The sequence below is a fragment of the Marinobacter sp. GH_1 genome (assembly GCF_048595985.1).
GTDB lineage: Bacteria > Pseudomonadota > Gammaproteobacteria > Pseudomonadales > Oleiphilaceae > Marinobacter > Marinobacter shengliensis.
Map to the genome: position 1 here is coordinate 341,520 of NZ_CP184460.1, position 24,013 is coordinate 365,532.

Sequence of the window (24,013 nt, forward strand, 5' to 3'; positions counted from 1 at the left end):
CGGCCGATGGCCGCATCGCCCGGAGGCAATGACTGATGAGTGAGCTGTTCTACGATGCCGCCCCGAACGCCACCCGTGTGGCCCCGGAGCGCCCCAAGCCCCGAAGTTACCCGGCCAAGCCGACGGAGGTCACGCTGTTTGGTACCTGCGTGGTGGATCTGTTCTTCCCCGAAGCCGGGCTGGATGCCATCCGCCTGCTGGAACGGGAAGGCATTCGCGTGCACTTTCCCCAGGCGCAATCCTGCTGCGGCCAGCCCGCCTGGACTTCGGGTTACGTGAACGAGGCCCGGGAGGTGGCGCGGGCACAGCTCAACCTGCTGGATAACGACTTGCCGGTGGTGGTGCCTTCTGGTTCCTGCGCCGGCATGTTCCGGCAGCACTACCGGGAGGTGTTTGCTGAAGAGCCGGATACCCTCAAGCGAGTGGAAAGCCTGGCCGAGCGCACGTTCGAGCTGACCGAGTTTCTGCTGCATGTGTGCAAGGTGGATTGGCAGGATCTGGGCCAGCCCACGCAGATTGCCCTGCACACCTCCTGTTCTGCCCGCCGGGAAATGAATACCCACCTGCACGCCCGTGAGCTGCTGGGCAAGCTGGCGAACGTAGAGCGTCTGGACCACGACCACGAAAGCGAATGCTGCGGATTTGGCGGGACGTTCTCCGTGCGTATGCCGGAAGTCTCTGGCGCCATGGTGCTGGACAAAACCCGTTCGCTGCGGGAATCTGGCGCGGCGGAAATGATCACCGCCGATGGCGGCTGCCTGCTCAACATCAATGGTTCCCTGGAAAAACAGCAACAGGCCTTCCGGGGCCGGCATCTGGCCAGTTTCCTGTGGGAGCGGGTCAGCGGTGAGGTGACATCATGAGCCAGCGCATACCGGTCAAAGAACTGACCGACAGCTTCCGTGGCCGTGCGGTGGGCGCCCTCGCGGACGACCAGCTGCGCACCAACTTTCGGGTGGCCATGGACTCCCTGATGAAAAAGCGCGCCGATGCGTTCCCGGATGAACACGAGCGCGAGGGCCTGCGGGAGCTGGGCAATCACATCAAAGCCCGGGCCCTGTCTCAGCTGCCGGATCTACTTGAACAGCTGGAAGCCAAGCTGACCGACAACGGTGTGAAGGTGCACTGGGCCGAGACCACGGAACAAGCCAACCGCATTGTGCACGCCATCATCGAGGCGAAACAGGGCTCTCAGGTGGTGAAAGGCAAATCCATGGTCAGCGAAGAAATGGAGATGAACGACTACCTGGCCGAGCGCAACATCGAGTGCCTGGAGTCCGACATGGGCGAGTACATCGTCCAGCTGGATGGCGAAAAGCCCTCCCACATCATCATGCCGGCCATTCACAAGAACCGCTTCCAGGTCTCCAGACTGTTCCATGACAAGCTGGGCGTGGAAGAAACCGAGGATGTGAACGAGCTGATCCAGATCGGCCGGCGCACCCTGCGCCAGAAATTTCTGGAAGCGGACGTTGGGGTGTCTGGTGTTAACTTCGCCATCGCCGAAACCGGCACTCTGCTGCTGGTGGAAAATGAAGGCAATGGCCGCATGAGTACCACCGCGCCGCCGGTGCACATTGCCGTCACCGGCATTGAAAAGGTGGTGGAAAACCTGCGGGACGTGGTGCCCCTGTTGTCGCTGCTGACCCGTTCCGCGTTGGGCCAGCCCATCACCACCTACGTGAACATGATCTCCGGCCCCCGCAAGGCGGATGAGCTGGATGGCCCGGAAGAAGTCCACCTGGTGCTGCTCGACAACGGCCGCAGCGGCGCCTTTGCCGATGCCCAGCTGCGCCAGACCCTGAACTGTATCCGATGCGGCGCCTGCATGAACCATTGCCCGGTGTATACCCGGGTGGGCGGCCATACCTATGGCGAGGTGTATCCGGGGCCGATCGGCAAGATCATTACGCCGCACATGGTGGGCCTGCACAAGGTGCCGGATCATCCCAGCGCGTCGTCATTGTGTGGTGCCTGTGGCGAAGTGTGCCCGGTGAAGATTCCGATTCCGGAGATGCTACAGCGATTGCGGCAGGAGAACGTGAAAAGCCCGGCGGAGCAGCCGAAAGTGAAAGACGGCGGTGCCAAATACTCCCGCAAAGAGCGTGTGATTTGGCGCTTCTGGGCCAGACTGAACACTTCGCCGATGTTCTACCGGTTGTTCCTGTGGGGCGCGACCCGCTTGCGCAAGCTGGCACCGAAAAACGTCGGCCCGTGGACCGAGAACCACTCAGCACCGGTGCCGGCCCGCCGGTCGTTGCACGATCTGGCCAAAGCCCATCTGAATCAGGGGGATCGGTGATGAGCGCCCGCAGCAATATTCTGAACAAACTTCGTGCCGGCCTGGCCGGCACCACGCCCCGGCCTGATGATTTCGACGAGGGTCTGGTTACCAACCCCTGGCAGTATGCCCCGGAAGACCGGATTACCCGCCTGCGCTCTTTGATGGAAGCGGTACACACCGAGGTTCATCAGGTCACCAGTGCCCAGTGGCCTGCCAAAGTGCAGGAATTGCTGGAGAGCCGAGGTTTGGGCAATCTGCTATACGCCCCAGGCACCGCCCATGGCAGACAGCTGGCGGTGCATTGGCAGAGAAGCAGTGCGAAAGTTCAGTTGATGGTCTATGACCGGCCCATCGAGGAATGGAAAGATGAGCTGTTCTGGAAGGTGGATGCCAGCATAACTGGTACTGTGGGGGGCATTGCAGCCACCGGTTCTCTGGTGCTCTGGCCGGATCGCCACGAACCTCGCTTGATGAGCCTGCTGCCGCCGCTGCACATAGCCTTGCTTAAGGCCAGTGAGGTGGAAGACAACTTGTACGGCATGATGCAGAAGCACAACTGGTCCGCCGGTTTACCGACGAACCTGTTGCTGGTCTCCGGCCCGTCCAAAACCGCAGATATCGAGCAGGTGCTCGCGTACGGGGCCCATGGCCCGAAGGAACTGGTTGTCCTCATCCTTGAGGACGCCTGATCAGAGATCTTTGATTGCGGTGGTGGTTGCCTGAAGTACTTCCTTGGCATCACCTTTCACCATCAGGCTGTTGTCCCGAATGAACAGGCCGTTGGGAATGCCCGCGAAGCCAGCGGACAGGCTTCGCTTGACCACCACCACGGTTTTTGCCTTGTGAACATCCAGGATCGGCATGCCGAAGATGGGCGAGTTCGGATCTTCGGCGGCGGCCGGGTTCACCACGTCATTGGCTCCCAGCACGATGGCCACATCGGCCTGAGGCAGTTCCGGATTGATCGCCTCCATATCCTTCAGCTGATCATAGGGAATCTCAGCTTCCGCCAGCAGCACATTCATGTGCCCCGGCATGCGCCCGGCAACCGGGTGAATGGCGTAGCTGACTTTCGCACCACGGCCCTCAAGTTGGTTGGCCAGTTCCTTGACCGCGTGCTGGGCCTGCGCCACCGCCAGGCCATAACCCGGCACCATGACCACATTGCGGGCGCCATCCAGTAGCAGGGCCAGATCGTCAGGCGTGGCGTATTTCACCTTGCCATCATAGAACTCGCCTTCGTCCTGCTTGTTGGCGCTGTTGCCAGTGGCGCCGAAGACGCCACCGAATAGCACGTTGGGCAGGGAACGGTTCATGGCTTTGCACATGATGGCCGTCAGGATCAGCCCCGATGCACCCACCAGAGAACCGGTGATGATCAGCCCCTGGTTACCCAGCACAAAACCGGTTGCGGCGCCGGCAAGCCCCGAGTAGGCATTCAAAAGTGCCACCACCACCGGCATATCGGCACCGCCAATCGGCTGGACCAGCCCAACCCCGAGCAGCAGGCAAAGGCCGATAAGTGCAGCCAGTGCCAGCGGGCTGGTGCTGGCTTCGGTCGTGAACAGAACGGCACCAATCAGAGCTGCGACCAGTGTGATCAGTGTGACGCTGTGCCACAGGCGGTTATTGCGGCTGTCCCCAATGTTGCCTTTCAGTTTCAACACGGCCACCACTGAGCCGGTCAATGTCACCGAACCAATAATGATTGAGACAAGAATCGCTGCCGTCCAGCCATTGCTGCCCGCACCGGACGAGGCAACCGTTTGAATCCAGGTGCTGGCGGCCACCGCGACCGACGCGCCCCCGCCAATACCGTTCAGGCTGGCCACCAGTTCAGGCATTTCGGTGGTGGCGGTGCGCCGGGCCAGCCAGATACCGATACTGCCGCCTAGAATCATACCGGCGAGGATAGCGGTGTAGTTGATGATTCCCTGGTGCAGGAGGGCGGAAACAACGGCGATCAGCATACCGATGGCGGCGATCTGGTTGCCGCGAACCGCGGTTTTCGGGCGGGTCATGCCTTTAATGCCAAGAATGAAGCAAACCGCCGCAGCCAGGTAAGACAGGTTGATTAGTGCAAACATGATTATCCCTTTCGCTTAAACATATTCAGCATGCGATCTGTAACCATAAAGCCGGCTACAATGTTGATGCTTGCCAGAGTCACGGCGATAAAACCGAGTACGCCGGCAACATTGGGAGAGAGGTCCGAGCTGCCAGCGCTGATGATGGCGCCCACGATGACGATCCCGGAAATGGCGTTGGTGCCACTCATCAATGGCGTGTGGAGTGTTGGTGGCACCTTGTTGATCAGTTCAATGCCAACAAACAGTGCCAGAATGAAAATGGTGAAGCTGAGAACAAACAGTTCCATCAGGCGGTTTCCTTGCTTTCGGTGGGTTCGTTTTTTGGGGCGGAAGGCTCAGCGCCGTGAAGCACCTGTCCGCCCTGGGTGACCAGGGTTGCGGACACAATGTCGTCGTCAAAGTTGGGAACAAGCTGCCCGGCTTTGGTCATGTTGAGAAGGAAGGCGGTTATGTTCCTGGTCAGCAGTTGGGAGGCATGAACCGGCACCCGGGAAGGGTGGTTGGCGTGCCCGACAAGTGTTACCCCATCCACCACGATTTTTTTATTCAGCACGGTGCCCTCTACGTTGCCACCTTTATCGGCCACCAGGTCGACAATCACCGAGCCACTCTTCATGCGATGAATCATGTCGCTGTTAATCAGTTTCGGTGCCTGTTTGCCTGGAACCGCCGCGGTCGTGACCACCATATCCGCCCGTGCAACACAATCTGCCAGTTGCTGGCGCTGTGCTGTATAGAAGGCTTCGCTCTGGGCTTTTGCATAGCCGCTGTCGCCAGTGGTCTCCGATGATGGCACCTGAATTTCGATAAAATCGGCTCCCAGGCTCTGAACCTGCTCTTTTACTTCTGGTCGCAGATCGTAAGCCTCGACTACGGCGCCCAGGCGCCGCGCGGTAGCGATGGCCATCAATCCGGCGACGCCGGCACCGATGACAAGTACCCGCGCCGGGTGAATGGTGCCGGCGGCGGTCATCAGCATCGGGAAGTATCGTGGCAGTGCCATGGCGCCGCTGAGCACGGCTCGATAGCCACTGATGCCGGCCATGGCACTCAGCACATCCATCGGCTGCGCCCGGGTTGTTCTGGGCACGAGGTCTAGCGCAAATGCCTGTACTTTTCTGGACGCAAACCGCTCCAGAAGTGGCTTGTTGAACCATGGGTTCAGCAAGCTGATGATCGTACTCTCTTCCTGAATAAGATCGGCTTCCTCGAGGGTGGGGGCCAGCACTTTTAGAATGACGGATGCTTGCCGATACAGGGCACTGGCATCGTCAGCGATGATTGCGCCGGCATGGCGATAATCGTCATCGGTAAAGTGTGCGGCCAATCCAGCGCCGCTCTCGACGATGACTTCGTAGCCAGCTTCGAGCAGCGTCGAAACACCGGTGGGTATGATAGCGACCCGGTTCTCATTCGGGACTCGCTCTCGGGGTATGCCAATCATCATGCGTAAAGGCTCCGTTCAGTTTGAGTGTTTTCCATGCCATTACCCAATGCCAGGGTACTGAGGGTGTGCTTGCGGATGTCTGCCAGAAGCTGGTGATCCTGCTGCAGCGACTGGCCGTAGCTGGGGATCAGTGCCTGAAGGGTTTGTAGGGAGGCGCCCTGAACCAGTTCGGGCAGGCAGCGCTCTATCACATCGAGCATGGCGGCGACGGAGGTGGACGCGCCGGGGGAGGCGCCCAGCAGCGCTGCCAGACTGCCATCGCTGGTGCTCAGGACTTCCGTGCCGAACTCCAGTAAACCGCGGCCTTGGCTATCGGGTTTAATGATCTGCACCCGTTGCCCGGCTCTCACCAGCTTCCAGGCGTCGGGATCAATGTCCGGGATAAAACGCTGCAGCTGCTCAAGGCGCGATGATTTCGGGCTGAGCGACTCCTTGATCAGATAGCGGGTCAGTGGCCAGTTGTGGATAGCCACATCAAGCAGCGGCTTCAGGTTGTGGTGTCTTACTGACCGAACCAGATCCATCACGCCACCTTCTTTGAGAAAGCGTGTTGTGAAACCGGCGAAGGGACCGAACAGCAGAGCAGCCTTACCGTTGATAAAACGGGTATCGAGGTGCGGAACAGACATGGGCGGAGCACCCACCGGGGCCTGACTGTAGACTTTGGCGTTGTGCTGGAGAGCCAGGCTCTGGTCATTGCAAGCCAGCCATAGTCCGGAAACGGGGAAGCCGCCATACCCGCGGGCTTCCTGAACCCCCGCTTTTTGCAACAGGGGCAGCGCGGCGCCACCGGCGCCGATAAAGACAAAGCGGGCCGTGAGAACCTGTTGTTCGCCACTCTCATGATTGGTAAGCGTCACCCGCCATCCGCGGTTGTGACGTTCAAGCCCCGTCACCCGGCGCTGAAGGCGGATATCGCAGGCCTCGGACTGGGTGAGTGAACGCCCCAGCAGGCGGGTCAGCGAGCCGAAATTGACATCACTGCCATGCGTTACGCGGGTGGCTGCCGAGGGTGTGAATGTTTGCTGCGCTCCGTGGATCAGAGGCAGCCAGTCTGAGAGCGTCGAATCCTGATCAGTGAATTCCATACCCTGGAAAAGTGGGTGGGTCTGCAATGCGCGGTGCCTGGCGCGCAGGAACCGGCAGTCGTCCTGGCCTTGCACCCAACTGAGGTGCGGTACGCTGCGGATAAAGTTTTCAGGCCCCGGCAGCAGGCCCTTCTCGACGAGTGAACTCCAGTATTGAAGGGATACCTCAAACCGCTCATTGATGGCCAGCGCCCTGTCAATGGCGACGCTGCCATCGCCCTGTGCCGGGGTATAGTTGAGCTCGCAGTAGCCTGCGTGACCCGTTCCGGCATTGTTCCAGGCGTCGGAGCTCTCGCCGGCCAATTGCCGGCCCTGCTCGACCAGTGTCATTGAGCGCGAGCTGTCCAGCTGTGAAATAAGAGACGCCAGCGTAATGCTCATTACGCCGCCGCCAATCAGAAGTACATCTGTATCGAAGCTCGCCATAGTATGACCCTTTCGGTAGCAAACGAATAAAAGGGTTCATACTTTAGTCGAACGTCTGGTTCGTAAAAATCGTGTTTCTTGGTATTAAAGGATCGAAAAAACCGACCTATTTCAGGCCGAAGCCTCTTTTATTCAGGAACTCCTTCATGTGCGGCCGGAGCTTGCTGGTAAACAGCGGCTTGAGCTGTTCGGACCAGCTGGTGTCTTTGTTGCCGCCGGTGCGCTCGCGGTAATAGCGGGCCATTGTATCGTCGAAGCTGGCGACCAGCCGCTCGTCAGTTGAGTCGTCGTAGCTGTCTTCCTTGAGAATGGCTGCCAGAGGCAGGCGCGGCTTCACTTCCGGTTGCTGGTCCGGATAGCCCAGGCACAGACCAAATACCGGGTACACATGTTCCGGTAATTTGAGTAGATCGCTCACTTCCTGCGGGTTGTTGCGAATACCGCCAATGTAGCAGATACCCAGTCCTTCCGATTCAGCCGCTACCACCACATTCTGCGCAATCAGGGCGGTATCAATGCTGGCCACCAGCAGTTGCTCGGTCATACCACGAATCACATCCGCTCCGGCTTTCTCTGCCGATTCGGTGGCCCGCTTCATATCGGCGCAGAACACCAGGAAATCCGAGCAGCTTTCCACATAGGTCTGCCCCCCAGCCAGTTCTGCCAGTTTCCGACGGCTTTCCGGATTGACCACATGAATAATGGTGTAGGCCTGGACGTGGTTGGAGGTAGCTGCGCATTGCCCGGCACGGATCAGGTCTTCAAACAGTTCCCGGGGAATCTGCTGATCCTTGAATTTGCGGATGGAGCGATGGGATTTCAGGAGTTCAATGGTCGGATTCATAGGACCTCATCTGCTGCAGGTAAAGGCAGACGATAGCTTGCTTATCAGGACGGACACAACAGGACAAAGGTGGGGATTTGTTCGTATGGCCCCGTGCCCTGAACGAAAAAGCGCGCCCGTAGGCGCGCTGTAAACGATGTCAGCCGATCAGACGATCACGGCACCATATCGGTTGGCCGGGGGGTAGTGGCTGTGCTCGGCGGCAGGATCGGATACCGGATTTCCGGCACGTTACCGGTCAGGGTCTTGAGGAAGGCAACGATGGATTGAACCTCGCTGTCGTTCAGCTCAGTGCCCAGCTGCGCAGTACCCATTACAGCGACGGCTTCATCCAGGCTCCAAACCGCACCAGAGTGGAAGTACGGAGCAGTCAGTTCGATGTTGCGCAGTGGCGAGGCACGGAACACATACTCGTCGGTGGCTGTCTGGGTCACTTCGAAGCGGCCGCGGTCACCCTCGGGCAGAATGGCACCGCCTGGGCGTTCGACCAGACCAAACGGATAGTATTCCTGGCCACCCAGGTTCACACCACTGTGGCAGGCCGCGCAGCCACGATCCATGAACAGGGCCAGTCCCTCTTTCTCTTTTTCATTCATCGCCTCAGTGTTGCCACGCAGGTACTTGTCGAAATCTGAGTCCGGAGTGATCAAGGTTGCCTCGAAAGCTTCGATGGCAATGGCCATATTATCGAAGGTTACCGGGTCATCCTGTCCCGGGAAGGCATCGCCAAAGCGCTCAACATAATCCGGCATACTCTTCAGGGTAGAAACCACTCGCTCCGGCGTGCTGCTCATTTCCACGCCCGCCTGAACCGGGCCCTTGGCCTGTTCGGCAAGGTCGGCTGCCCGGCCATCCCAGAACTGCGCTGCGTTGAACACCGCGTTGAATACCGTCGGGGAGTTACGGGGGCCTTTCTGCCAGCCGTGACCGATGGACACCGGCAAGTAATCATCTCCGCCTAAACCGACGTTGTGGCAGGTGTTACAGCTGATCAGATGGCTGGAAGACAGGCGCGGTTCGAAGAACAGCATCTTGCCCAGTTCCACCTTGGATTGGGTCAGCTCGTTGCCGTCAATCACTGGCGGGTATTTGGGAATCGGTTCGAAGGTGCTTCTGGCCCGGTCGAGCAGCTGATCCGCGGCAGCGGAACCTGCCATGAATCCAAGACTCAGAATCAGGGCTTTGGTTAACGGACGTTTTATCATGGTTCACTCTCCTTATGAGACAGGTCTGGTCTCTCTGAACCAAAGTTAACAAATGCCCCGGCAACTGCACGGAAAACCGGTCAGAGTTGGCGTCATAATTGATGTCTGTCAATTTTCACTTTTTGTCGTGGATATTCAGGGTTAGCTGCGACATTTCGCCGCTGAACGAAGCGGTTTGGTGGGTGTCAAATGTTAGGTTATATCGTTATGCTCGAAGAGAGATCCTAGACTCAAAACAGGAGATTGCCATGAAATCGTTACTCGTGATGTTGCTGTTCAGTTTTGGCCTGGTGACCACGGCCCAGGCAGAGGAAGCGCTGTCAGTGACACCACAGGAAACCCTCGACATGGTTCAGGAACAGGGTGACCAGGTGCTGTTCATTGACGTACGGGACCCGGTGGAAATCATGTTCATCGGCTTTACCGATGCGGTGGACCTGAACATTCCGTTCCAGGTGGTGGATCGCACCCGGTTCAATGAAGAAAAAGCCGTCTTCGCCATGGACATCAATGAAAATTTCGTCGCCGAGGTGGACGCCGCGCTGGCCGAAAAGGGCCTGGATCGGGATTCGCTGATCATCACCATGTGTCGTTCAGGTTCTGCCCGTGGTAAGCCCAGCGCAGACTATTTGCTGGAGCGCGGCTTTACCAACGTGAAGTATGTGGATCACGGCTTCCAGGGGGACTCCCTGAAAGAAGGCCCCCAGAAGGGCATGCGCCTGAAGAATGGCTGGCAGAATTCCGGAATGCCCTGGTCTACCAAAGCCAACCCGGAAAAAATCTACCGTCCTTAATCGTTGGGGTGCCTGCGATGGCAGGCACCCATTCTCTTCCAGTTATTCCTCAATGCAGATTTCCCGTCGGCGTACGGCAATCGCCGTTCTCAGCACAAGCCCCGCGATCAATACCACCAGAATTAACAGCAGGCCAACGCCCAGCCATTTGAAGAACGGGCTGTCCAGGCGCTGATACATGGTCAATGTAGCGATGGTGATGGCGGCCATCGGAAACGAATAAGCCCACCAGGACAGGAAAAACTGCAACTTCAGGAATCGCGACACCTGGGTAAACAGCATCAGGGTGAGAAACAGGGCGCTGTAATAAAGCACCCGGGCAAAGCTGTCGAGTTCACCGGTAAGCTGGAGCCAGGACACGAAGCCTACTCCCGGCGGCGCGATCAGGATGAACAATGTGGGTAGCAGCTTGCCAGGCAACGGGTGGTGGAAAAACATCCGGTTGAAGATGATGGTCAGTAACACCAGCCAGAACACCAGGCCAATGCTGAAGAAAAACCAGGAAAGCTCGGTAAAACCATGTTGCACCCCGGCAATGGGCACCAGAATGTTACCGACAATCGGGATGAACCAGGCCGGGTTCATGTGGTTGATCTCGAAGTGAGTGTGGTGAATCCATGCCGAGAGCACGTAAAGCGTGAAACCCAGATGCAGTACTGTGCCTAAACCCCAGATAATCAGAGACGCGCCCTGACGGTGAGGGAGCAGAGCAATACTGATCAGAATCAACCCGATGGAAATGGTCGGAGCAAAATTGAGTTTGATCGGGTGGTTCAGTTCTGCCTTCACCTGCTGAGGGTATCGTGCCGCCTTCAGGGCATAGAGCAATGCCAGGCTGGTAAACACCGTTATGGTCAGAACCAACGCGGTGAGGCTGGCGGTTGAGGGAAGGCCAAAGACCGCCTCGGCCCGATGCAAGGCAATGGTCAGGCCGGCCAGGCCCATCACCGTGGCAAACCATGAGACGGGGAAGTTTTGCAGGCGGGAGGATTCAGCTTGGGCCATTGTTTACCTCAGTTGTCTGTTTAGAACCTGAAACGCCAGCCCTGGGGCTGGCGTTGTCGCTATAACGCGGCTACCCGATCACCTCAGAAGGTGAAGGTGCGCATTTTGCGGTCTAGCATCTGGTCGGCCATCTGCGGCGGCATGGCGACACCAATACCGTCAATCAGGTCGTCTTTGCCGTGGTCGCTGTTAGGCAGGTACAGCGCACAAACGTGTGCAGTACCACCCGCTTTCAACAGTCCACGCAGCATTTGACCGGGCGTCACGTTACGCGGTGCCAGGGCTTCGCCTTCATAGGATTTCAGAGCCAGGTCACCGGCTTCATCGCACAGCAGCACGTTAACCTTGGCGCCTTTCTCCGCCATGGTATTGGCCAGCACCATAGCCATGCCCTGAGTCTGGAGGGAGTCGCTGGACAGAATCACCAGAACTTCTTCTACGGCGTTACCTTTGTTCCCGTGGCTAGCGGCCATCGCGTGCATCGGTGCCAGTGTAACCAGAACGGCCAGGGTGAAAAGTTTGAGAATATTTGTCATTGGTTGGGCTCCTTGAGTGAGTATGTCGCTTACCAATATAGAGCGGCGATGGGAGCGAGTTCAGTGACATTGTCACTGTCGGGCGAAAGAGTGAGATGCAAATTCAGGGTAGTGCCCGGACTGTCTGCCCACGTCTACATGGCCACCATTGGCACGACGGTGACCAGTCAGATCAAGCCCATGATCACCGGTTACGAAGATCTTGAGGAACGGCACTAGCCGCTCCTACTCACCGTCCTCGTTATTCATTGATTGCTATCGAAAATAGTTGGTCGATTACCTTCCCCTATAATCGATATAGAAATGTATATTGCTAATAGGTATATCGTTATTCCTTTATGTATGGTTTAGTGGTCGGCGAGTGATCCACACCATTCCGAGGAGGAAACGACTATGCAACAGCCAATAGTCACCCACTTCTTCGACGAAGCGACCAATACCTTCAGCTACGTCGTGAAAGATCCGGGCAGTGATGCCTGTGCCATTATCGATTCGGTGCTTGATTTCGATTACGCCGCTGGCCGTACCGATGTTCGCTCAGCCGACGAGATCGTGCGTTATGTCCAGGACAACGGCCTGGTGGTGGAATGGATTCTGGAAACCCATGTCCACGCGGACCACCTCTCGGCAGCGCCGTATTTGCAGGAGCGGCTTGGCGGTAAGACCGGTATCGGCGCGCGCATCATTGAGGTTCAGGAAATCTTTGGTAAGGCCTTCAATGCCGGTACCGAGTTTGCCCGGGACGGCAGCCAGTTCGGACAGTTGTTCGAAGAAGGTGACCGTTTCCGGATCGGTGCGCTTGAGGGTTATGTGCTTCACACCCCCGGCCACACACCGGCCTGCCTGACCTATGTCATCGGCGAGGCTGCGTTTGTCGGGGACACCCTGTTTGCCCCGGATTCCGGCACGGCTCGGTGTGATTTCCCGGGGGGAGACGCCAAGGTGCTCTATCAATCAGTGCAGAAGGTGCTGGCACTGCCGGTCGAGACCCGCATTTTCCTCTGCCACGACTATAAAGCCCCGGGCCGGGATGAGTATCAGCATCAGACCACGGTCGCTGAACAGCGGGCACGCAATATCCACGTTCGCGAGGGTATGGCGGAAGAGGAGTTTGTGCGCCTGAGAACCGAGCGGGATGCCACCCTGGATATGCCGCGGCTGATTCTTCCTTCGGTGCAAGTAAACATGCGCGCCGGAGAAATGCCTGAGGCGGAGCAAAACGGTCAAGTTTATCTGAAAGTACCGGTCAACCGGTTTTGAGCAGGTTGACCCAGAGGAGAGCAAGTAATGAAAGTGCATTTTGTTGAACCCGGATTTGCGATTTCGGACGAGATTACCCCTGAGGATTTCGAGAGCGTTCGCCAGCAGGGTTTCAAAGCGGTGATTTGCAACCGGCGGGTGGGCGAAGAAGGCTACGAAAGTGAGGATGTTTTTCGTGAGTCAGCGGAGCGCGCGGGGTTGCAATGGTTCTGTGTGCCGGTGGCCTCCGGCGAGTACACCGCCGCCGATGTCGAAGCGTTCGGCAAGGCGCTGGATGCGGCGCCGACACCAATCCTGGGCTTTTGCAGGACCGGCCGGCGAGCGGTGCATATGTGGGCCCAGAGCCGCGCCCAGAATCCGCAATGCAACATCCCGATGTTGCTTAAGGCCGCGCACGAAGCAGGGCACGACCCGCAATCCATCCGTGATTTGCTGGATAAGAAGGCAGGATGATCAAGCCATCGATCATTTGCTTAAAACTAATAGACCTATAGATATATTGAAATTGATATAACGAAAGGACTCGCTTACTCTGAACTTGCTGTTAACAAAACCACTGATGTGAAAACCCGACAGGAGAAATGACATGACAATTCGACTCGGCGAAACCGCCCCGGATTTCAACGTAGACACCACCAAAGGCAAGATGAGCTTCCACGAGTGGGCAGGCGATTCCTGGGTGTTCTTCTTCAGCCACCCGGCGGACTTCACCCCGGTATGCACCACTGAAATGGGCCGGACTGCCCAGCTGGCGCAAGAGTTCGCAGCTCGCAACGTCAAGCCTCTGGGTCTGTCTACCGACTCGGTAGAAGAGCACCTGAAGTGGATTGACGACGTTAACGACACCCAGAGCTGTGATCTGCAGTTCCCGATCGTTGCCGACGAAGACTTCAAGATTGCTCAGCTGTACGAAATGATTCACCCGGGCGAGAGCGAAACCGCCGCTGTGCGCAGCGTGTTCATCATCGACCCGAACAAGAAAGTACGCCTGACCATGACCTACCCGATGGCGGTTGGTCGTAACTTCGACGAGATCCTGCGCGCCATTGACGCACTGCAGTTTGCGGATGCCAACAAGTGTGCGATGCCCGCCGACTGGCGCAAGGGTGGTGAAGTAATCATTCCGCCGTCTATCGACAACGAAAAGGCCAAGGAAATGTTCCCGCAGGGCTGGAACGAACTGCGTCCTTACCTGAGAATGACCAAGATCTGATCAGGTCTCCGGTCCAGAAAGCGCCCCGTTAATCGGGGCGTTTTTCGTTGTAAAACTCAGCTTTCGTCAATGCTCAGCAGGTCGCTGGGCGATTGTAAGCCACCGCTGGCCAGGCGGATCTTCACCTCAAGATTGTGCCTGGAGTTGGCATTGCTGAGTGCCTCTTCCCGGGTAATCTTGCTCTGATCGTAAAGTTCAAGAATGGCCTGGTCGAAGGTCTTCATGCCCCGTTCGCCGCCCCGGGTCATGATGTCGGCAATGCCATCTATCTCACCCTTGGAGATCAAATCCCGAATGTAGGGGCTGGCAAGCATTACTTCCACGGCGACCACCCGTTTGCCGTCTTTGCCCTTCAGCAGTCGCTGGGCCACCACCGCTTTCAAGTGCATGCTCATATCCATGAACAGCTCCTTGTGGGCGTGCTCGGGAAAGAAGTTCACAATCCGGCGCATGGTATGGTCCACGTTGCTGGCGTGCAGGGTGGAGATGCACAGGTGGCCGGTTTCTGCATAGGTGAGGGCGTGTTTCATGGTGTCCCGATCGCGTATTTCGCCAATCATGATGACATCCGGCGCTTCCCGCATGGCCCGGCGCAGGGCTTCGTTATAGGAGCGGGTGTCTACCCCCACTTCCCGCTGGTTAACCACGCTTTTCCTATGGTTGTGGGTGTATTCAATGGGGTCTTCCACCGTCAGAATGTGGCCAGACTGGTTGCCGTTACGGTGGTCAATCATCGAGGCCAGGGTGGTGGATTTACCGGAGCCGGTAGAGCCAACCACCAGTATCAATCCACGGGGTTCCATAATCAGTTCTTTCAGCACCGATGGCAGGCCAAGACTTTCAATGGAGGGAATGTCGTTGCGCAGATGGCGCACCACCATACTGACTTCGCCGCGTTGCCAGAACACATTCACCCGGAAGCGCCCAACCTCGTTCACCCCGATTGCCATGTCCAGTTCCAGGTTCTTCTCGAACTCGGCCCGCTGCTTGTCGTTCATCACCGAATAGGCCAGTTGCCGGACCGCGCCCGAGGCCAGGGGGTTCTGGGTGATCGGGCCGGTTTTGCCCTCGACCTTCATCATCACCGGTGAACCGGTAGAAAAGAAAAGGTCAGAGGCGCCCTTGTTGGCCATGACTTTCAGGTAGGCGGGCAGTTCCATGGAGGCTCCTTGAATGGCTTTCCTCGAAGCATAGGCTAGACCCAGGGTTATGGCGATTGGCCGGACAACCCTATTTTTACTTGCAGGTAAAAATTATGCTTTACGTTTTGTGCCGATATGCAGAATTTTATCTAGTAAGGAGGCACTTTTGCCCCCACGGTCGAGGTGATCGAATGTTCGTCAAAACCAACACCACCGGATTTTCTGATGCATTAACCCGCGAGGCGGAGGGGCTCGAAAGCCTTCGCGAAGCGTTGGTGCAGGTTGGTGTCGAGCATTTGAGAATTCCGCAAGTGGCTGAGGTCGATCAGCACCAGCTGGTGATGACCCAGATCGTGTCGGTTGCCCCGGACGACCGATGCCTGACCCTGCTCGGTGAAGGCTTGGCCCGATTACACCAACAAAAGCGGGAACACTACGGCTGGGGCCGGGATAATTACATCGGTTTGTCACCGCAACCCAATGAGTATATGGACTCCTGGGGGCGGTTCTTTGTCGACTATCGACTCCGGTACCAGGTCAGCCGGATTGCTGATCCGGTTATTAGAGAAAGGTTTCAACGCGTTCTTGACCAAAGTAGCGCTGCGCTTACCCGCTGGCTGGACAGCCACTGCGAGCACCCCAGCCTTCTGCACGGTGATTTGTGGAATGGCAACGTGTTGTTCGATTACGACGGCCCTTGGTTAATTGACCCTGCGGTGTACCAGGGTGACCGGGAAGCGGACATTGCCATGACGGAAATGTTTGGCGGCTTTGGTGCGGCCTTTTATAGCGCTTATGACAGTGTTTATCCTCGCTCAGAGGTCTATACCACCAAGCGCGAGATCTATAACCTCTACCATTACCTGAATCACTACAACCTGTTTGGCGCCGGTTATCTGGGGGGATGCGAACGGGGTATGAAGGTAGTTGCGAGGGTCTGACCAGCAGATGCGACCACTGAAAGCAGATCAAAACGACAAGGTTCGACTATTTTTGACAACTGGAAGTTTGAACTATTCCTTCGTGGGTTTGCTTGTTTCGGGCTCAGCTTTCTTGGCAGAAAAATCATTGTTCAGAAAAACCTCTGACAGAATGGCCTGCTCGATATAACTGCGTTGCCCAGTGCGGGTGGGTAAGCGGACGGTTAGATGAATCTCTCCGGCGGCTGGAGCCTGGATCGTGACCCTGGGATCGACAGAGGGCACTTCCAGTCCTCGGGCCGTACCCACTTTGCTCATGTACTTGCGGGCAATATCTAGATACGGCTCGCAGTGGTGGTTTGCGGCATTTAACAGGGCCTCCCGGGCCGCTGGCCAGTTATCTTCGCGTTTGAAAGGCACAGTAAAGACATGAAAATCCCAGTGGTCGGTAAAACTCTCATTAGTGACTGGCTCCGATACAAACAACGCATTGGGCAACACGATCATCCGCCCGGTGCGCTGATGGCTGGCCTTGCCGGGCCCAACTTCCAGCAGCGTGGTGGTCAGCAGGGTCTGGTCGATCACATCACCCCTAAAATCCTTTACCTGAATACGATCGCCAATGCTGAATGAGCCGGCACCGCCTTTGAGAATGGAGCCGGACACACAAAGAATCAGTTCCTTGGTGGCCACTACAAACGCTACCGCGATGGCGACAATCGACAGGGCCAGGGAGCGAAGCTGCTCGCCCCAGATAAAGACCAGGCCGAACACCGCCAGTAACACCAGTGCGTTTCGGGAATTGACCAAGAGCCGGCCGCGCAGTTCAGAAGACGCCACGTTGCGCCGGATAACCCCTGCGATGACAACCCTCAGGGCAATCACACCAAGGATCAGGAGCGTGGTGCTGATCAGCAGTGGTAAGGCGGAATCCGGCAGGGTGAGGTTGTCTGGAAACCAGGCCAGGCTTTCGGGCATAGCTAGCATCCTTGGGCTATAAGCGGTTGATGGTTACCCGTGCTGAATGGTCGGGTTCAGTCAAACGAAACCCGAGCGCCCGCCAACATCAGATTAGACCGACTACCCGCCCGCTCCATAACAGCGAGTTTGTAGGAAGCGTCCTCTTTGAACGCTTTGGCGTGTTCACTGGGGATGTCCGCTGCAGTAGGTATATCTGCTTTCAGAGGATTCACCGGCCGTCCATTCACATGCAGCTCAAAATGCAGGTGAGGGCCGGTGCTGCGCCCGGTATTGCCAGACAGCGCAATTCTCTCACCCCGCTGAATGGACTGTCCTTTCTTGACCAGAATCTTGTGCAGATGCAGGTAGCGGGTTTTGTAAGCGTTGCCGTGGTCGATGTCGATGTACTTGCCTGCGAAAGGATGGTTACCTACTCGCTGCACGATGCCATCGCCGGTACTGAAAATGGGGGTGCCAATGGGGGTGGCCAGATCAACGCCGTTGTGCGGGGCGATTCGCTTGGTTACCGGGTGCTTGCGGTTCAGATTGAAGTGGGAGCTGACCCGGTAAGGCGTCTGGGTGGGCCAGCGGCGAAACGCGGGCAGCACACTTTTTCCGTTTTGGTCGTAGTAATTGCCGTCCTCAAACCGGAACGCGGTGTGTGTGCGACTCCCCCGCTTCAGCGAAACCGCTTCAACCCGGGTTTTACCGGTGCTTTGATCATCGGTCATTTCATGGCTGATGATGACGGCAAACTGGTCGCCGGCACGTAAATCCCGCCGGAAATTCAGGCGGTGTTCAAGCAACTGGTTGACCGAGGCAATCTGGTGCGCGGTGAGCCCTGCTTTTACCGCAGAAACGTAGAAGCTGCCTTCAATGGAACCTCTCAGCACTTCAGACACCCAATGAGTGTCTGCTTCCATCCGTCGGTATTCGAACTGGTCATCGTCGGTGCGGGTATAGAAAACGGTGCGGGCGGAATCAAGCACAAGGGCAAGCTCGGTGAACCTGTCCTGATCGTCGAAGGTCAGCCGCAGCTGGGTGCCGGGTTGCAGGGTTTCCAGGGCCAGGTATTCCACATCCGTTTCCATGATTTTGTACAGATCAGACGTGGGTGCCCCGTGGCGGCTGAAAATACTGCTCAGGGTATCGCCGGGCTGAACTTCGTGGTGCTGGGTGCGGGTGTCTGAACGGGATTCGGCAAGCGTATTGGGCAGCGTCTCAACGCTGTCAGAGGGATCTGTAGGGGTAACCAGGGGCTCAACCGGAAGGGCGGGTATCTTCGCGGATGAGCTTTGTGTGGACCAGAAGCTGGCAATCAGCACCATGAGCACGGTGATGCCAAGCAGCACCTTGTGAGTTGGAGTGAATGCCTGTTGCTTTGCCATCGTTCAATAAACCCCGCTCGCCCTAAAACCGTTCCGACAAGCTTTAAACCTGATTGCGTACTGCACGCCCTGCGGGCATGCTCCGAAAGCAGTTTAACAGGTGATGCCCATCCGGTGTTAACCCTCCTCGTCAGGGCTTGGCGGAGAGTTTTACCGTCATCGCACTGTAGCCTCGTACAAAATTGGACTGAACGTACTCGGGCTCTGCCAAAATTTCAATACGGTCAAAGCGTTTCAGTATCTCCTCCCATAAGATCCTGAGCTGCAATTCTGCCAGGCGGTTACCCATGCAGCGGTGCACGCCGAAACCGAAGGAAAGATGCTTACGCACGTTTTTCCGATCAATAATGAACTGGTCCGGGTCTTGCTCGAAGGCCCGCTCATCCCGATTGCCCGAGGCGTACCACATCACCACCTTGTCACCCTCTTTGATGATCTGGCCGTTTAGTGTCACGTCTTTTTTGGCCACTCGGCGCATGTAGGCCAAGGGTGTTTGCCAGCGGATGATCTCGGACACCATATTGGGAATCAGCTCGGGATTCTGTTTGAGTTTTGTGAACTCCTCTGGAAACTGGTTAAGCGCCAGCACGCCTCCGGTCATGGAATTACGGGTGGTATCGTTGCCGCCGATGATCAGCAGCACCATGTTGCCCATAAACTCCATGGGGCGGTTGATCATATCCCGGGTGTCCTCGTTGGCCAGCAGCAAGCTGATCAGATCGAATCCGGTTTCTTCGCCGGCAGCTTTCCGTGCCTCCTTTTCTCGCCACAACAACGACATCTGCTGCGCCATATCGGCGGCCGCCCGGAAAAACTCGTCACGGTTGGCGTGCCCCCCGGTGGATTCCGGCGCGCCGGAGGCCACATCCGACCAGTAAGCCAATTTGTGGCGCTGCTCAAAGGGGAAATCGAACAGGGTGGCCAGCATACGGGACGTGAGTTCAACCGATACCCGTTGTACCCAGTCAAAAGGCTCATCCACCGGCAGGTGGTCCAACACGTCGGCGGTGCGGCTGCGAATCAGCGCTTCCATTTGTGCCAGGTTCTTCGGTGCTACCACGCCCTGGACGGCTTGTCGTTGAACGTCGTGTTTGGGTGGGTCCATGGCAATGAAGGTTTCAATTTCCAGGCCCTCCGGCTGGGGCCCGATGGAAATGATGGGTTCGGCGGAGAACAGGTCATGGCGGGTGTCCACAAACAGGATGTCTTCATAGCGAGTGATCGACCAGAACGGACCGAATGGACTGTGCTTCTGGAAATGCACCGGGCACTCATCCCGCAACCGCTTGAAATAGGATCGCCAAAGGCCTTGTCGATAAAGGAAGGGGTTGCTGACGTCGATGTCTTGCAGTGCCAGGGTCGATACATCCGGTAGCGGAACCTCCTGGAATACCGGGACGGCCCGGCTCCTGCCGGTCCGCTGTTTGACGCTCTGAACGGCGTGGGCACCGCGGACTTGCCAGTGAACAGGAATCATCGCCGCAGCCCTATCCATAACCGGCTTCAGTGCGGGCTCAATCAGTGAACTCAGAAGGCTCATGCAATACCTCGTTTAACTCCGTTGTTTGGTCATCGCCGGATGTGCCCCGCCGGCATCTACAACCCTGTTGGCCGCTTACATCTGAAACTCGGGCAGGCGCACGATCAGGCCATCCAAGGCTTCCGAGACGGTGACCTGGCAAGACAAACGGGAGGTGTCGGTTTTCTCCGGTGTGAGGCCGAGCATGCCCTGTTCATCGGCATTGATGTTGCCGGTGGCCTGAATCCAGTCCTGATCAACAATCACATGGCAGGTGCCGCAGGCACAGGCGCCGCCGCAATCGGCGTCGATTCCGGGGATGCCGTTGTCAACGGCGGTCTGCATCAGCGTCTGGCCCTCGGCAATCTCGACCACATGGGTGGTGCCGTTGTGCTCGATAAATGTGATCTGACCCATAGGTGCTTTACCTCTGTTGTTTTTGGAGTTAACTCAGTGAAGGCCAGATTACGTTCAGTGAGAGGTGGGTGGCAGGTCATTAATTGACAGAGCGGGGTCATTTAAAGACACTCAAAACATCCGCCTGTCTGCATTAGCGGACGGTTATCCGGCGCTCATACATGGATACAAGAATAACGATGCGCGACATTGACCTGAGCCAGCCGTGTATTCCCTCGAACTACAGCCGTTTGATTGCCCGGGAGCTGGGCTTGCAGGCCCGAGGCGTGTCAGACCTGCTGGCGATGACTCAGTTGTCGGTTGATCAGCTCCTGCAGGAAGACACCTTGCTGACCCCGCAGCAGCAACTGCAGATACTGCAAAACAGTTTGCAGCTGGCGAATGACGACACCTTCGGGTTACGCCTGGGCCGGCGCCTGACGTCGCCCACCCACGGCGCCATGGGGTTTCTGGTCAACAGCAGCCCGGACCTGCTGACGGCCATTCGGGCTTTCCAGGTCTTCCTGCCAACCCGGATGAACCTCGCCCGCCTGGAAATGGCCACCAGGGATGGCTGGCTGGAGCTGACCTGCCATTTTCATATGGAGCTGCCCGAGCAGCTGCAGCGGGTGCTGAGTGAAAGCTTTGCGGTGATCTTTTTTGATTGTGCCGAGTTTATCGTGGGCCGGCCGGTGAAGGAGGTGGCGTGTGGTTTCCTGCATGAGGCGCCGGCTTACCGGGATTGCTACGCTGACTACATTCCCGGTGCGATTACGTTTGGGGCAACCTCCCTGGCGCTGAACATCCCGCTCGACGTGTGCAAGGAGCCCAATGCGTCCGCCAACCATGAGAACTACATGATGGCGCTGAAGCAGTGTGAAGGCATGCTGGCGCAATTGCAGTCAGACCGTGAGAGCTGCAAATACCAGGTACAGAAAATGATGCTTTCCCATCCGCCGGGCGTCTTGACAGAGGAAGAGGCCGCCGCCGCGTTGTTTATCTGCAAGCGCACACTGGCCAGAAGACTGAAAGCGGAAGGCACCAGCTTTCGACAGCTCAGGGACGGCATCCTGTCGCAGCAGGCGATCGGATATCTCCGCGACAGCTCGGTGTCTGTTGAAGCCATTGCGGAGCTGCTTAATTACCACGATGGCGCCAATTTCCGCAGGGCATTCAAGCGGTGGTTTGGCGTTGCACCGGATCAGTATCGTCGGCAGCTGATATCACAGGCGTGATCGCCGAGGCCGACGCGGTGGGCTTGGTCTCAGGCGAGGCAAATACGATAACGGATCACACCGTTATCTTCCTCGTGGACCGATTCAATCCTGTGGCCGGTGATCTCGCACAACGCCTGTAAATCGCGACGGCCGCTGACGTCATCCGCCAGGAATTCCACAAGGGTGCCGCTTGGCAGGTTCTGCGTGCGTTTTTTGAAACGCAAAACCGGAAGCGGGCATACCAGACCGACGGCGTCAATCTGGTATACCTCTGTCTCGTCAGTCAAGGCGCACACTCGTGGAGCTGCCTTGTTCCGCAGAGGACCAGCCAAACTGGTTCAGTACCACCGGCGCACAAAAAGCAATGACCAGGGCCACGACAAACGCGGCTGCCATAACTTTCATGATGAACCCCCTTTGCCTTGTTTCGCTTCAACCTCTTCCACCCACAGGTCGTGATGCTGGCGGGCCCATTCGCGATCAACCTGGCCGTTGCCCATGGCATCAAACGCGCCTTCCATGCCAACCGAGCCGATGTAGATATGGGCGATGATGGCCACCATCATCGCGAAGGCAACGATTGAGTGCCAGATATTGGCGTATTGCATTTCTTCATGGGGTGTCAGCGCGGTCGGGAAGTCGGTACCGATAACGCTATTGATGACGCTGAAGGTGCCGGCGAACATGGGCATTTCAAACGGGAACAGCAGCGACAGGCCTGACAGGGACACAGAGACACCCAGCAGCATCACGGTCCAGAAAATGATCTTCTGGCCGGCATTGAACTTCTTCGAGGAGGGGTGGGACTTGGTGAAGATGCCGCCGCCCGCCTTGATCCACTGCCAGTCCAGCTTGTTGGGTATGTTGTGCACTACCCACATGCAGAAGGTCATTATCAGGCCCAGCATAAAGGCCCAGGCAATGTTGTTGTGCAACCACTTGGAGCCCACGGCGAGGGTTGAATAGGCCTCGTGCCCGATGACCGGAATCAGGAAACTTCGCCCCATCAGGGTGATCAGGCCGGTCAGGGCCAGTGCGATAAACGAACCCGCCAGCAGCCAGTGACCAAAGCGTTCGATGGCTTTGAATCGTTCGATTTTGGTGCCGGAGGGGCCACCATCAATCATGATTCTGCCGCGAACAAAGTAGAACACCACCAGCAGCAGAATGATGCCCAGAAGGGCGCCACCGCCGTAAGTGATCATGGGGCCTTCCCGGAGCTTGTACCAGGGCATGCCGCCGTCCTGAATCAGCACATCGGCCCCGGGGCCCCTGGCCTGGGTTTTGATATCGCTCTGGTTGTAGCGGATGCCCCGCCAGACATCGGAGTCTGACACGCCGCCCCGGGTGCCCAGTTGCTCCGTGATCGGCTTGGCGTTGGCCGGGTTGCCGAGGTTTTCAGACCGGAACGACTCGTCCATTTTCAGCTGTTGCTGGCGAGCCATGATATCTTCGAGGGTTTGCGCGCCCCCGGTCGCGGTTCGATCAACCGCCGGAGCATTATCCGCCCAGGCAGGGTTGAAAAGCAGTGTCGCCATTGCAAGCAGGGCGGCACCCAATAGTGTTGTTTTCATCAGAGTGCTCCAGCGGAATGGACCAAAAGAAGACGTCGCCGCAATCAGTTCCGGGGCCCTGGGGCCCCGGAACTGTCCGGCGGGCTTAAGCGCCCTTCTTCTCGTAAGCTGTGCCCCATCCCCAGGCGCCGGAACCGAAACCGCGGTTCACCACTCGCTGGCGATAGATGTCCGAAACCGTGTTGCCATCACCGGCCAACAGGGCTTTGGTTGAGCACATTTCCGCACAGAGCGGCAGCTTGCCCTCTGCAATACGGTTGCGACCGTACTTGTTGAACTCCGTGGTTGAATGGTCTTCCTCAGGACCACCTGCACAGAACGTACACTTGTCCATCTTGCCACGGCTGCCAAAGTTGCCCGCCTGGGGGAACTGCGGCGCGCCGAAGGGGCAGGCGTAAAAACAATAGCCGCACCCAATGCACAGGTCCTTGGAGTGCAGCACGATGCCGTCTGCGGTCTGGTAGAAGCAGTCTGTTGGGCAAACGGCCATACAGGGCGCGTCTGAACAGTGCATGCAGGCTACCGAGATAGACCGCTCACCGGGTTTACCATCTTCGATGGTGACCACGCGGCGGCGGTTAATGCCCCAGGGGACTTCGTGCTCGTTCTTACAGGCTGTCACGCAAGCATTACATTCGATGCAGCGCTCGGCGTCACAAAGGAATTTTGCTCTTGCTTGTCCTTCAAGTGCCATGGTCTACACCT

Annotated in this window: 27 protein-coding genes; 10 read left to right on the forward strand and 17 right to left on the reverse strand. The window is 57.4% G+C overall.

Annotated elements, in window-relative coordinates:
- Positions 1–35: 35 nt before the first annotated feature.
- From ACNSOI_RS01505 to ACNSOI_RS01515, 3 genes are read left to right on the forward strand one after another with little or no spacing between them, the layout of a single operon-like run.
- Positions 36–863, forward strand: coding sequence for a (Fe-S)-binding protein (locus ACNSOI_RS01505; RefSeq protein ID WP_152437117.1), 828 nt, complete (start codon positions 36–38; stop codon positions 861–863).
- Entirely contained in the window at positions 860–2,302 is a 1,443-nt protein-coding gene (locus ACNSOI_RS01510; RefSeq protein WP_152437118.1) for a LutB/LldF family L-lactate oxidation iron-sulfur protein, read from the forward strand. Before ACNSOI_RS01505 ends, ACNSOI_RS01510 begins: the two co-directional genes overlap by 4 nt.
- On the forward strand, positions 2,302–2,973 hold the full coding sequence (locus tag ACNSOI_RS01515; protein ID WP_152437119.1) for a LutC/YkgG family protein: 672 nt from the start codon (positions 2,302–2,304) through the stop codon (positions 2,971–2,973). Before ACNSOI_RS01510 ends, ACNSOI_RS01515 begins: the two co-directional genes overlap by 1 nt.
- Here ACNSOI_RS01515 and ACNSOI_RS01520 read toward each other — a convergent pair whose 3' ends face one another.
- The 6 genes from ACNSOI_RS01520 to ACNSOI_RS01545 all read right to left on the reverse strand — a co-directional run bounded on the left by ACNSOI_RS01520 (position 2,974) and on the right by ACNSOI_RS01545 (position 9,384).
- Entirely contained in the window at positions 2,974–4,371 is a 1,398-nt protein-coding gene (locus ACNSOI_RS01520; RefSeq protein ID WP_152437120.1) for an NAD(P)(+) transhydrogenase (Re/Si-specific) subunit beta, read from the reverse strand. It abuts the gene before it with no gap.
- A gap of 2 nt (positions 4,372–4,373) precedes the next feature.
- Positions 4,374–4,661 (reverse strand): NAD(P) transhydrogenase subunit alpha, encoded by a 288-nt coding sequence (locus tag ACNSOI_RS01525; RefSeq protein ID WP_058092994.1) that lies wholly within the window; start codon positions 4,659–4,661, stop codon positions 4,374–4,376.
- Entirely contained in the window at positions 4,661–5,821 is a 1,161-nt protein-coding gene (locus tag ACNSOI_RS01530; RefSeq protein ID WP_152437121.1) for a Re/Si-specific NAD(P)(+) transhydrogenase subunit alpha, read from the reverse strand. Before ACNSOI_RS01530 ends, ACNSOI_RS01525 begins: the two co-directional genes overlap by 1 nt.
- A complete protein-coding gene (gene mqo, locus ACNSOI_RS01535; protein ID WP_420194961.1) occupies positions 5,818–7,335 on the reverse strand; it encodes a malate dehydrogenase (quinone) in 1,518 nt (505 codons plus the stop codon). The genes ACNSOI_RS01530 and mqo overlap by 4 nt, the downstream gene beginning before the upstream one ends.
- Positions 7,336–7,441: 106 nt before the next feature.
- Positions 7,442–8,179, reverse strand: a complete 738-nt coding sequence (gene nfsA, locus ACNSOI_RS01540; RefSeq protein ID WP_152437123.1) for an oxygen-insensitive NADPH nitroreductase — start codon at positions 8,177–8,179, stop codon at positions 7,442–7,444.
- Positions 8,180–8,334: 155 nt separating this feature from the next.
- On the reverse strand, positions 8,335–9,384 hold the full coding sequence (locus ACNSOI_RS01545; RefSeq protein ID WP_152437124.1) for a cytochrome-c peroxidase: 1,050 nt from the start codon (positions 9,382–9,384) through the stop codon (positions 8,335–8,337).
- A 248-nt stretch (positions 9,385–9,632) separates the two neighbouring features.
- Between ACNSOI_RS01545 and ACNSOI_RS01550 the strand changes: the two genes are divergently transcribed.
- On the forward strand, positions 9,633–10,178 hold the full coding sequence (locus ACNSOI_RS01550) for a rhodanese-like domain-containing protein (protein WP_152437125.1): 546 nt from the start codon (positions 9,633–9,635) through the stop codon (positions 10,176–10,178).
- 42 nt (positions 10,179–10,220) lie between these two features.
- On the opposite strand, the gene ACNSOI_RS01555 is transcribed toward ACNSOI_RS01550, so the two are convergent.
- A complete protein-coding gene (locus ACNSOI_RS01555) occupies positions 10,221–11,183 on the reverse strand; it encodes an SLAC1 anion channel family protein (protein WP_152437126.1) in 963 nt (320 codons plus the stop codon).
- A gap of 83 nt (positions 11,184–11,266) precedes the next feature.
- Positions 11,267–11,719 (reverse strand): hypothetical protein, encoded by a 453-nt coding sequence (locus ACNSOI_RS01560; protein ID WP_152437127.1) that lies wholly within the window; start codon positions 11,717–11,719, stop codon positions 11,267–11,269.
- Positions 11,720–11,809: 90 nt separating this feature from the next.
- Here ACNSOI_RS01560 and ACNSOI_RS01565 point away from each other — a divergent pair, with 90 nt between their 5' ends.
- From ACNSOI_RS01565 to ACNSOI_RS01580, 4 genes are all read left to right on the forward strand, one after another.
- Complete coding sequence (locus tag ACNSOI_RS01565) at positions 11,810–11,938, forward strand: hypothetical protein (protein ID WP_267313113.1); 129 nt, start codon at positions 11,810–11,812, stop codon at positions 11,936–11,938.
- 174 nt (positions 11,939–12,112) lie between these two features.
- On the forward strand, positions 12,113–12,979 hold the full coding sequence (locus tag ACNSOI_RS01570; RefSeq protein ID WP_420194962.1) for an MBL fold metallo-hydrolase: 867 nt from the start codon (positions 12,113–12,115) through the stop codon (positions 12,977–12,979).
- 27 nt (positions 12,980–13,006) lie between these two features.
- The gene (locus tag ACNSOI_RS01575; RefSeq protein ID WP_152437129.1) at positions 13,007–13,432 is read left to right on the forward strand and encodes a TIGR01244 family sulfur transferase; all 426 of its coding nucleotides are present in this window, start codon (positions 13,007–13,009) and stop codon (positions 13,430–13,432) included.
- A 133-nt stretch (positions 13,433–13,565) separates the two neighbouring features.
- Complete coding sequence (locus ACNSOI_RS01580; RefSeq protein ID WP_152437130.1) at positions 13,566–14,192, forward strand: peroxiredoxin; 627 nt, start codon at positions 13,566–13,568, stop codon at positions 14,190–14,192.
- Positions 14,193–14,248: 56 nt separating this feature from the next.
- On the opposite strand, the gene ACNSOI_RS01585 is transcribed toward ACNSOI_RS01580, so the two are convergent.
- Positions 14,249–15,352 carry a PilT/PilU family type 4a pilus ATPase gene (locus tag ACNSOI_RS01585; RefSeq protein WP_420194963.1) on the reverse strand — a complete coding sequence of 368 codons (1,104 nt, stop codon included), beginning with the start codon at positions 15,350–15,352 and terminating at the stop codon, positions 14,249–14,251.
- Between the two features lie 95 nt (positions 15,353–15,447).
- Here ACNSOI_RS01585 and ACNSOI_RS01590 point away from each other — a divergent pair, with 95 nt between their 5' ends.
- On the forward strand, positions 15,448–16,275 hold the full coding sequence (locus ACNSOI_RS01590; protein WP_228715473.1) for a fructosamine kinase family protein: 828 nt from the start codon (positions 15,448–15,450) through the stop codon (positions 16,273–16,275).
- A 72-nt stretch (positions 16,276–16,347) separates the two neighbouring features.
- Here the strand turns inward: ACNSOI_RS01590 and ACNSOI_RS01595 are convergent, their stop codons facing one another.
- From ACNSOI_RS01595 to ACNSOI_RS01610, 4 genes are all read right to left on the reverse strand, one after another.
- A complete protein-coding gene (locus ACNSOI_RS01595) occupies positions 16,348–17,232 on the reverse strand; it encodes a mechanosensitive ion channel family protein (RefSeq protein WP_152437133.1) in 885 nt (294 codons plus the stop codon).
- A 56-nt stretch (positions 17,233–17,288) separates the two neighbouring features.
- Positions 17,289–18,602 (reverse strand): peptidoglycan DD-metalloendopeptidase family protein, encoded by a 1,314-nt coding sequence (locus tag ACNSOI_RS01600; RefSeq protein ID WP_420194964.1) that lies wholly within the window; start codon positions 18,600–18,602, stop codon positions 17,289–17,291.
- A 130-nt stretch (positions 18,603–18,732) separates the two neighbouring features.
- Positions 18,733–20,097 carry a cytochrome P450 gene (locus ACNSOI_RS01605; RefSeq protein ID WP_420195696.1) on the reverse strand — a complete coding sequence of 455 codons (1,365 nt, stop codon included), beginning with the start codon at positions 20,095–20,097 and terminating at the stop codon, positions 18,733–18,735.
- 120 nt (positions 20,098–20,217) lie between these two features.
- Positions 20,218–20,538, reverse strand: coding sequence for a 2Fe-2S iron-sulfur cluster-binding protein (locus ACNSOI_RS01610; RefSeq protein ID WP_420194965.1), 321 nt, complete (start codon positions 20,536–20,538; stop codon positions 20,218–20,220).
- Between the two features lie 161 nt (positions 20,539–20,699).
- Here ACNSOI_RS01610 and ACNSOI_RS01615 point away from each other — a divergent pair, with 161 nt between their 5' ends.
- Positions 20,700–21,752: an AraC family transcriptional regulator ligand-binding domain-containing protein gene (locus ACNSOI_RS01615; RefSeq protein ID WP_420194966.1), complete on the forward strand. Its 1,053-nt coding sequence runs from the start codon at positions 20,700–20,702 to the stop codon at positions 21,750–21,752.
- A 29-nt stretch (positions 21,753–21,781) separates the two neighbouring features.
- Here the strand turns inward: ACNSOI_RS01615 and ACNSOI_RS01620 are convergent, their stop codons facing one another.
- The 4 genes from ACNSOI_RS01620 to fdh3B all read right to left on the reverse strand — a co-directional run bounded on the left by ACNSOI_RS01620 (position 21,782) and on the right by fdh3B (position 24,002).
- Positions 21,782–22,021: a sulfurtransferase TusA family protein gene (locus ACNSOI_RS01620; RefSeq protein WP_420194967.1), complete on the reverse strand. Its 240-nt coding sequence runs from the start codon at positions 22,019–22,021 to the stop codon at positions 21,782–21,784.
- Positions 22,014–22,139, reverse strand: a complete 126-nt coding sequence (locus ACNSOI_RS01625) for a hypothetical protein (protein ID WP_264754036.1) — start codon at positions 22,137–22,139, stop codon at positions 22,014–22,016. The genes ACNSOI_RS01620 and ACNSOI_RS01625 overlap by 8 nt, the downstream gene beginning before the upstream one ends.
- Positions 22,136–23,308: a formate dehydrogenase subunit gamma gene (locus ACNSOI_RS01630; protein WP_420194968.1), complete on the reverse strand. Its 1,173-nt coding sequence runs from the start codon at positions 23,306–23,308 to the stop codon at positions 22,136–22,138. Before ACNSOI_RS01630 ends, ACNSOI_RS01625 begins: the two co-directional genes overlap by 4 nt.
- An 85-nt stretch (positions 23,309–23,393) precedes the next feature.
- Complete coding sequence (gene fdh3B, locus ACNSOI_RS01635) at positions 23,394–24,002, reverse strand: formate dehydrogenase FDH3 subunit beta (protein WP_058092956.1); 609 nt, start codon at positions 24,000–24,002, stop codon at positions 23,394–23,396.
- Positions 24,003–24,013: the final 11 nt, after the last annotated feature.

Excerpts from the sequence above, each read along its gene's own strand:
- ACNSOI_RS01580 (WP_152437130.1), top strand. The coding sequence starts at position 13,566 with ATGACAATTCGACTCGGCGAAACCGCCCCGGATTTCAACGTAGACACC.
- ACNSOI_RS01590 (WP_228715473.1), top strand. The coding sequence starts at position 15,448 with ATGCTTTACGTTTTGTGCCGATATGCAGAATTTTATCTAGTAAGGAGG.
- ACNSOI_RS01625 (WP_264754036.1), bottom strand. The coding sequence starts at position 22,139 with ATGAAAGTTATGGCAGCCGCGTTTGTCGTGGCCCTGGTCATTGCTTTT.
- ACNSOI_RS01555 (WP_152437126.1), bottom strand. The coding sequence starts at position 11,183 with ATGGCCCAAGCTGAATCCTCCCGCCTGCAAAACTTCCCCGTCTCATGG.
- ACNSOI_RS01545 (WP_152437124.1), bottom strand. The coding sequence starts at position 9,384 with ATGATAAAACGTCCGTTAACCAAAGCCCTGATTCTGAGTCTTGGATTC.
- ACNSOI_RS01615 (WP_420194966.1), top strand. The coding sequence starts at position 20,700 with ATGGATACAAGAATAACGATGCGCGACATTGACCTGAGCCAGCCGTGT.
- ACNSOI_RS01560 (WP_152437127.1), bottom strand. The coding sequence starts at position 11,719 with ATGACAAATATTCTCAAACTTTTCACCCTGGCCGTTCTGGTTACACTG.
- ACNSOI_RS01600 (WP_420194964.1), bottom strand. The coding sequence starts at position 18,602 with ATGGCAAAGCAACAGGCATTCACTCCAACTCACAAGGTGCTGCTTGGC.
- ACNSOI_RS01520 (WP_152437120.1), bottom strand. The coding sequence starts at position 4,371 with ATGTTTGCACTAATCAACCTGTCTTACCTGGCTGCGGCGGTTTGCTTC.
- ACNSOI_RS01575 (WP_152437129.1), top strand. The coding sequence starts at position 13,007 with ATGAAAGTGCATTTTGTTGAACCCGGATTTGCGATTTCGGACGAGATT.
- ACNSOI_RS01610 (WP_420194965.1), bottom strand. The coding sequence starts at position 20,538 with ATGGGTCAGATCACATTTATCGAGCACAACGGCACCACCCATGTGGTC.
- ACNSOI_RS01525 (WP_058092994.1), bottom strand. The coding sequence starts at position 4,661 with ATGGAACTGTTTGTTCTCAGCTTCACCATTTTCATTCTGGCACTGTTT.
- mqo (WP_420194961.1), bottom strand. The coding sequence starts at position 7,335 with ATGGCGAGCTTCGATACAGATGTACTTCTGATTGGCGGCGGCGTAATG.
- ACNSOI_RS01570 (WP_420194962.1), top strand. The coding sequence starts at position 12,113 with ATGCAACAGCCAATAGTCACCCACTTCTTCGACGAAGCGACCAATACC.
- ACNSOI_RS01595 (WP_152437133.1), bottom strand. The coding sequence starts at position 17,232 with ATGCCCGAAAGCCTGGCCTGGTTTCCAGACAACCTCACCCTGCCGGAT.
- ACNSOI_RS01505 (WP_152437117.1), top strand. The coding sequence starts at position 36 with ATGAGTGAGCTGTTCTACGATGCCGCCCCGAACGCCACCCGTGTGGCC.
- ACNSOI_RS01530 (WP_152437121.1), bottom strand. The coding sequence starts at position 5,821 with ATGATGATTGGCATACCCCGAGAGCGAGTCCCGAATGAGAACCGGGTC.
- fdh3B (WP_058092956.1), bottom strand. The coding sequence starts at position 24,002 with ATGGCACTTGAAGGACAAGCAAGAGCAAAATTCCTTTGTGACGCCGAG.
- ACNSOI_RS01510 (WP_152437118.1), top strand. The coding sequence starts at position 860 with ATGAGCCAGCGCATACCGGTCAAAGAACTGACCGACAGCTTCCGTGGC.
- ACNSOI_RS01605 (WP_420195696.1), bottom strand. The coding sequence starts at position 20,097 with ATGGATAGGGCTGCGGCGATGATTCCTGTTCACTGGCAAGTCCGCGGT.
- ACNSOI_RS01515 (WP_152437119.1), top strand. The coding sequence starts at position 2,302 with ATGAGCGCCCGCAGCAATATTCTGAACAAACTTCGTGCCGGCCTGGCC.
- nfsA (WP_152437123.1), bottom strand. The coding sequence starts at position 8,179 with ATGAATCCGACCATTGAACTCCTGAAATCCCATCGCTCCATCCGCAAA.
- ACNSOI_RS01630 (WP_420194968.1), bottom strand. The coding sequence starts at position 23,308 with ATGAAAACAACACTATTGGGTGCCGCCCTGCTTGCAATGGCGACACTG.
- ACNSOI_RS01550 (WP_152437125.1), top strand. The coding sequence starts at position 9,633 with ATGAAATCGTTACTCGTGATGTTGCTGTTCAGTTTTGGCCTGGTGACC.
- ACNSOI_RS01585 (WP_420194963.1), bottom strand. The coding sequence starts at position 15,352 with ATGGAACTGCCCGCCTACCTGAAAGTCATGGCCAACAAGGGCGCCTCT.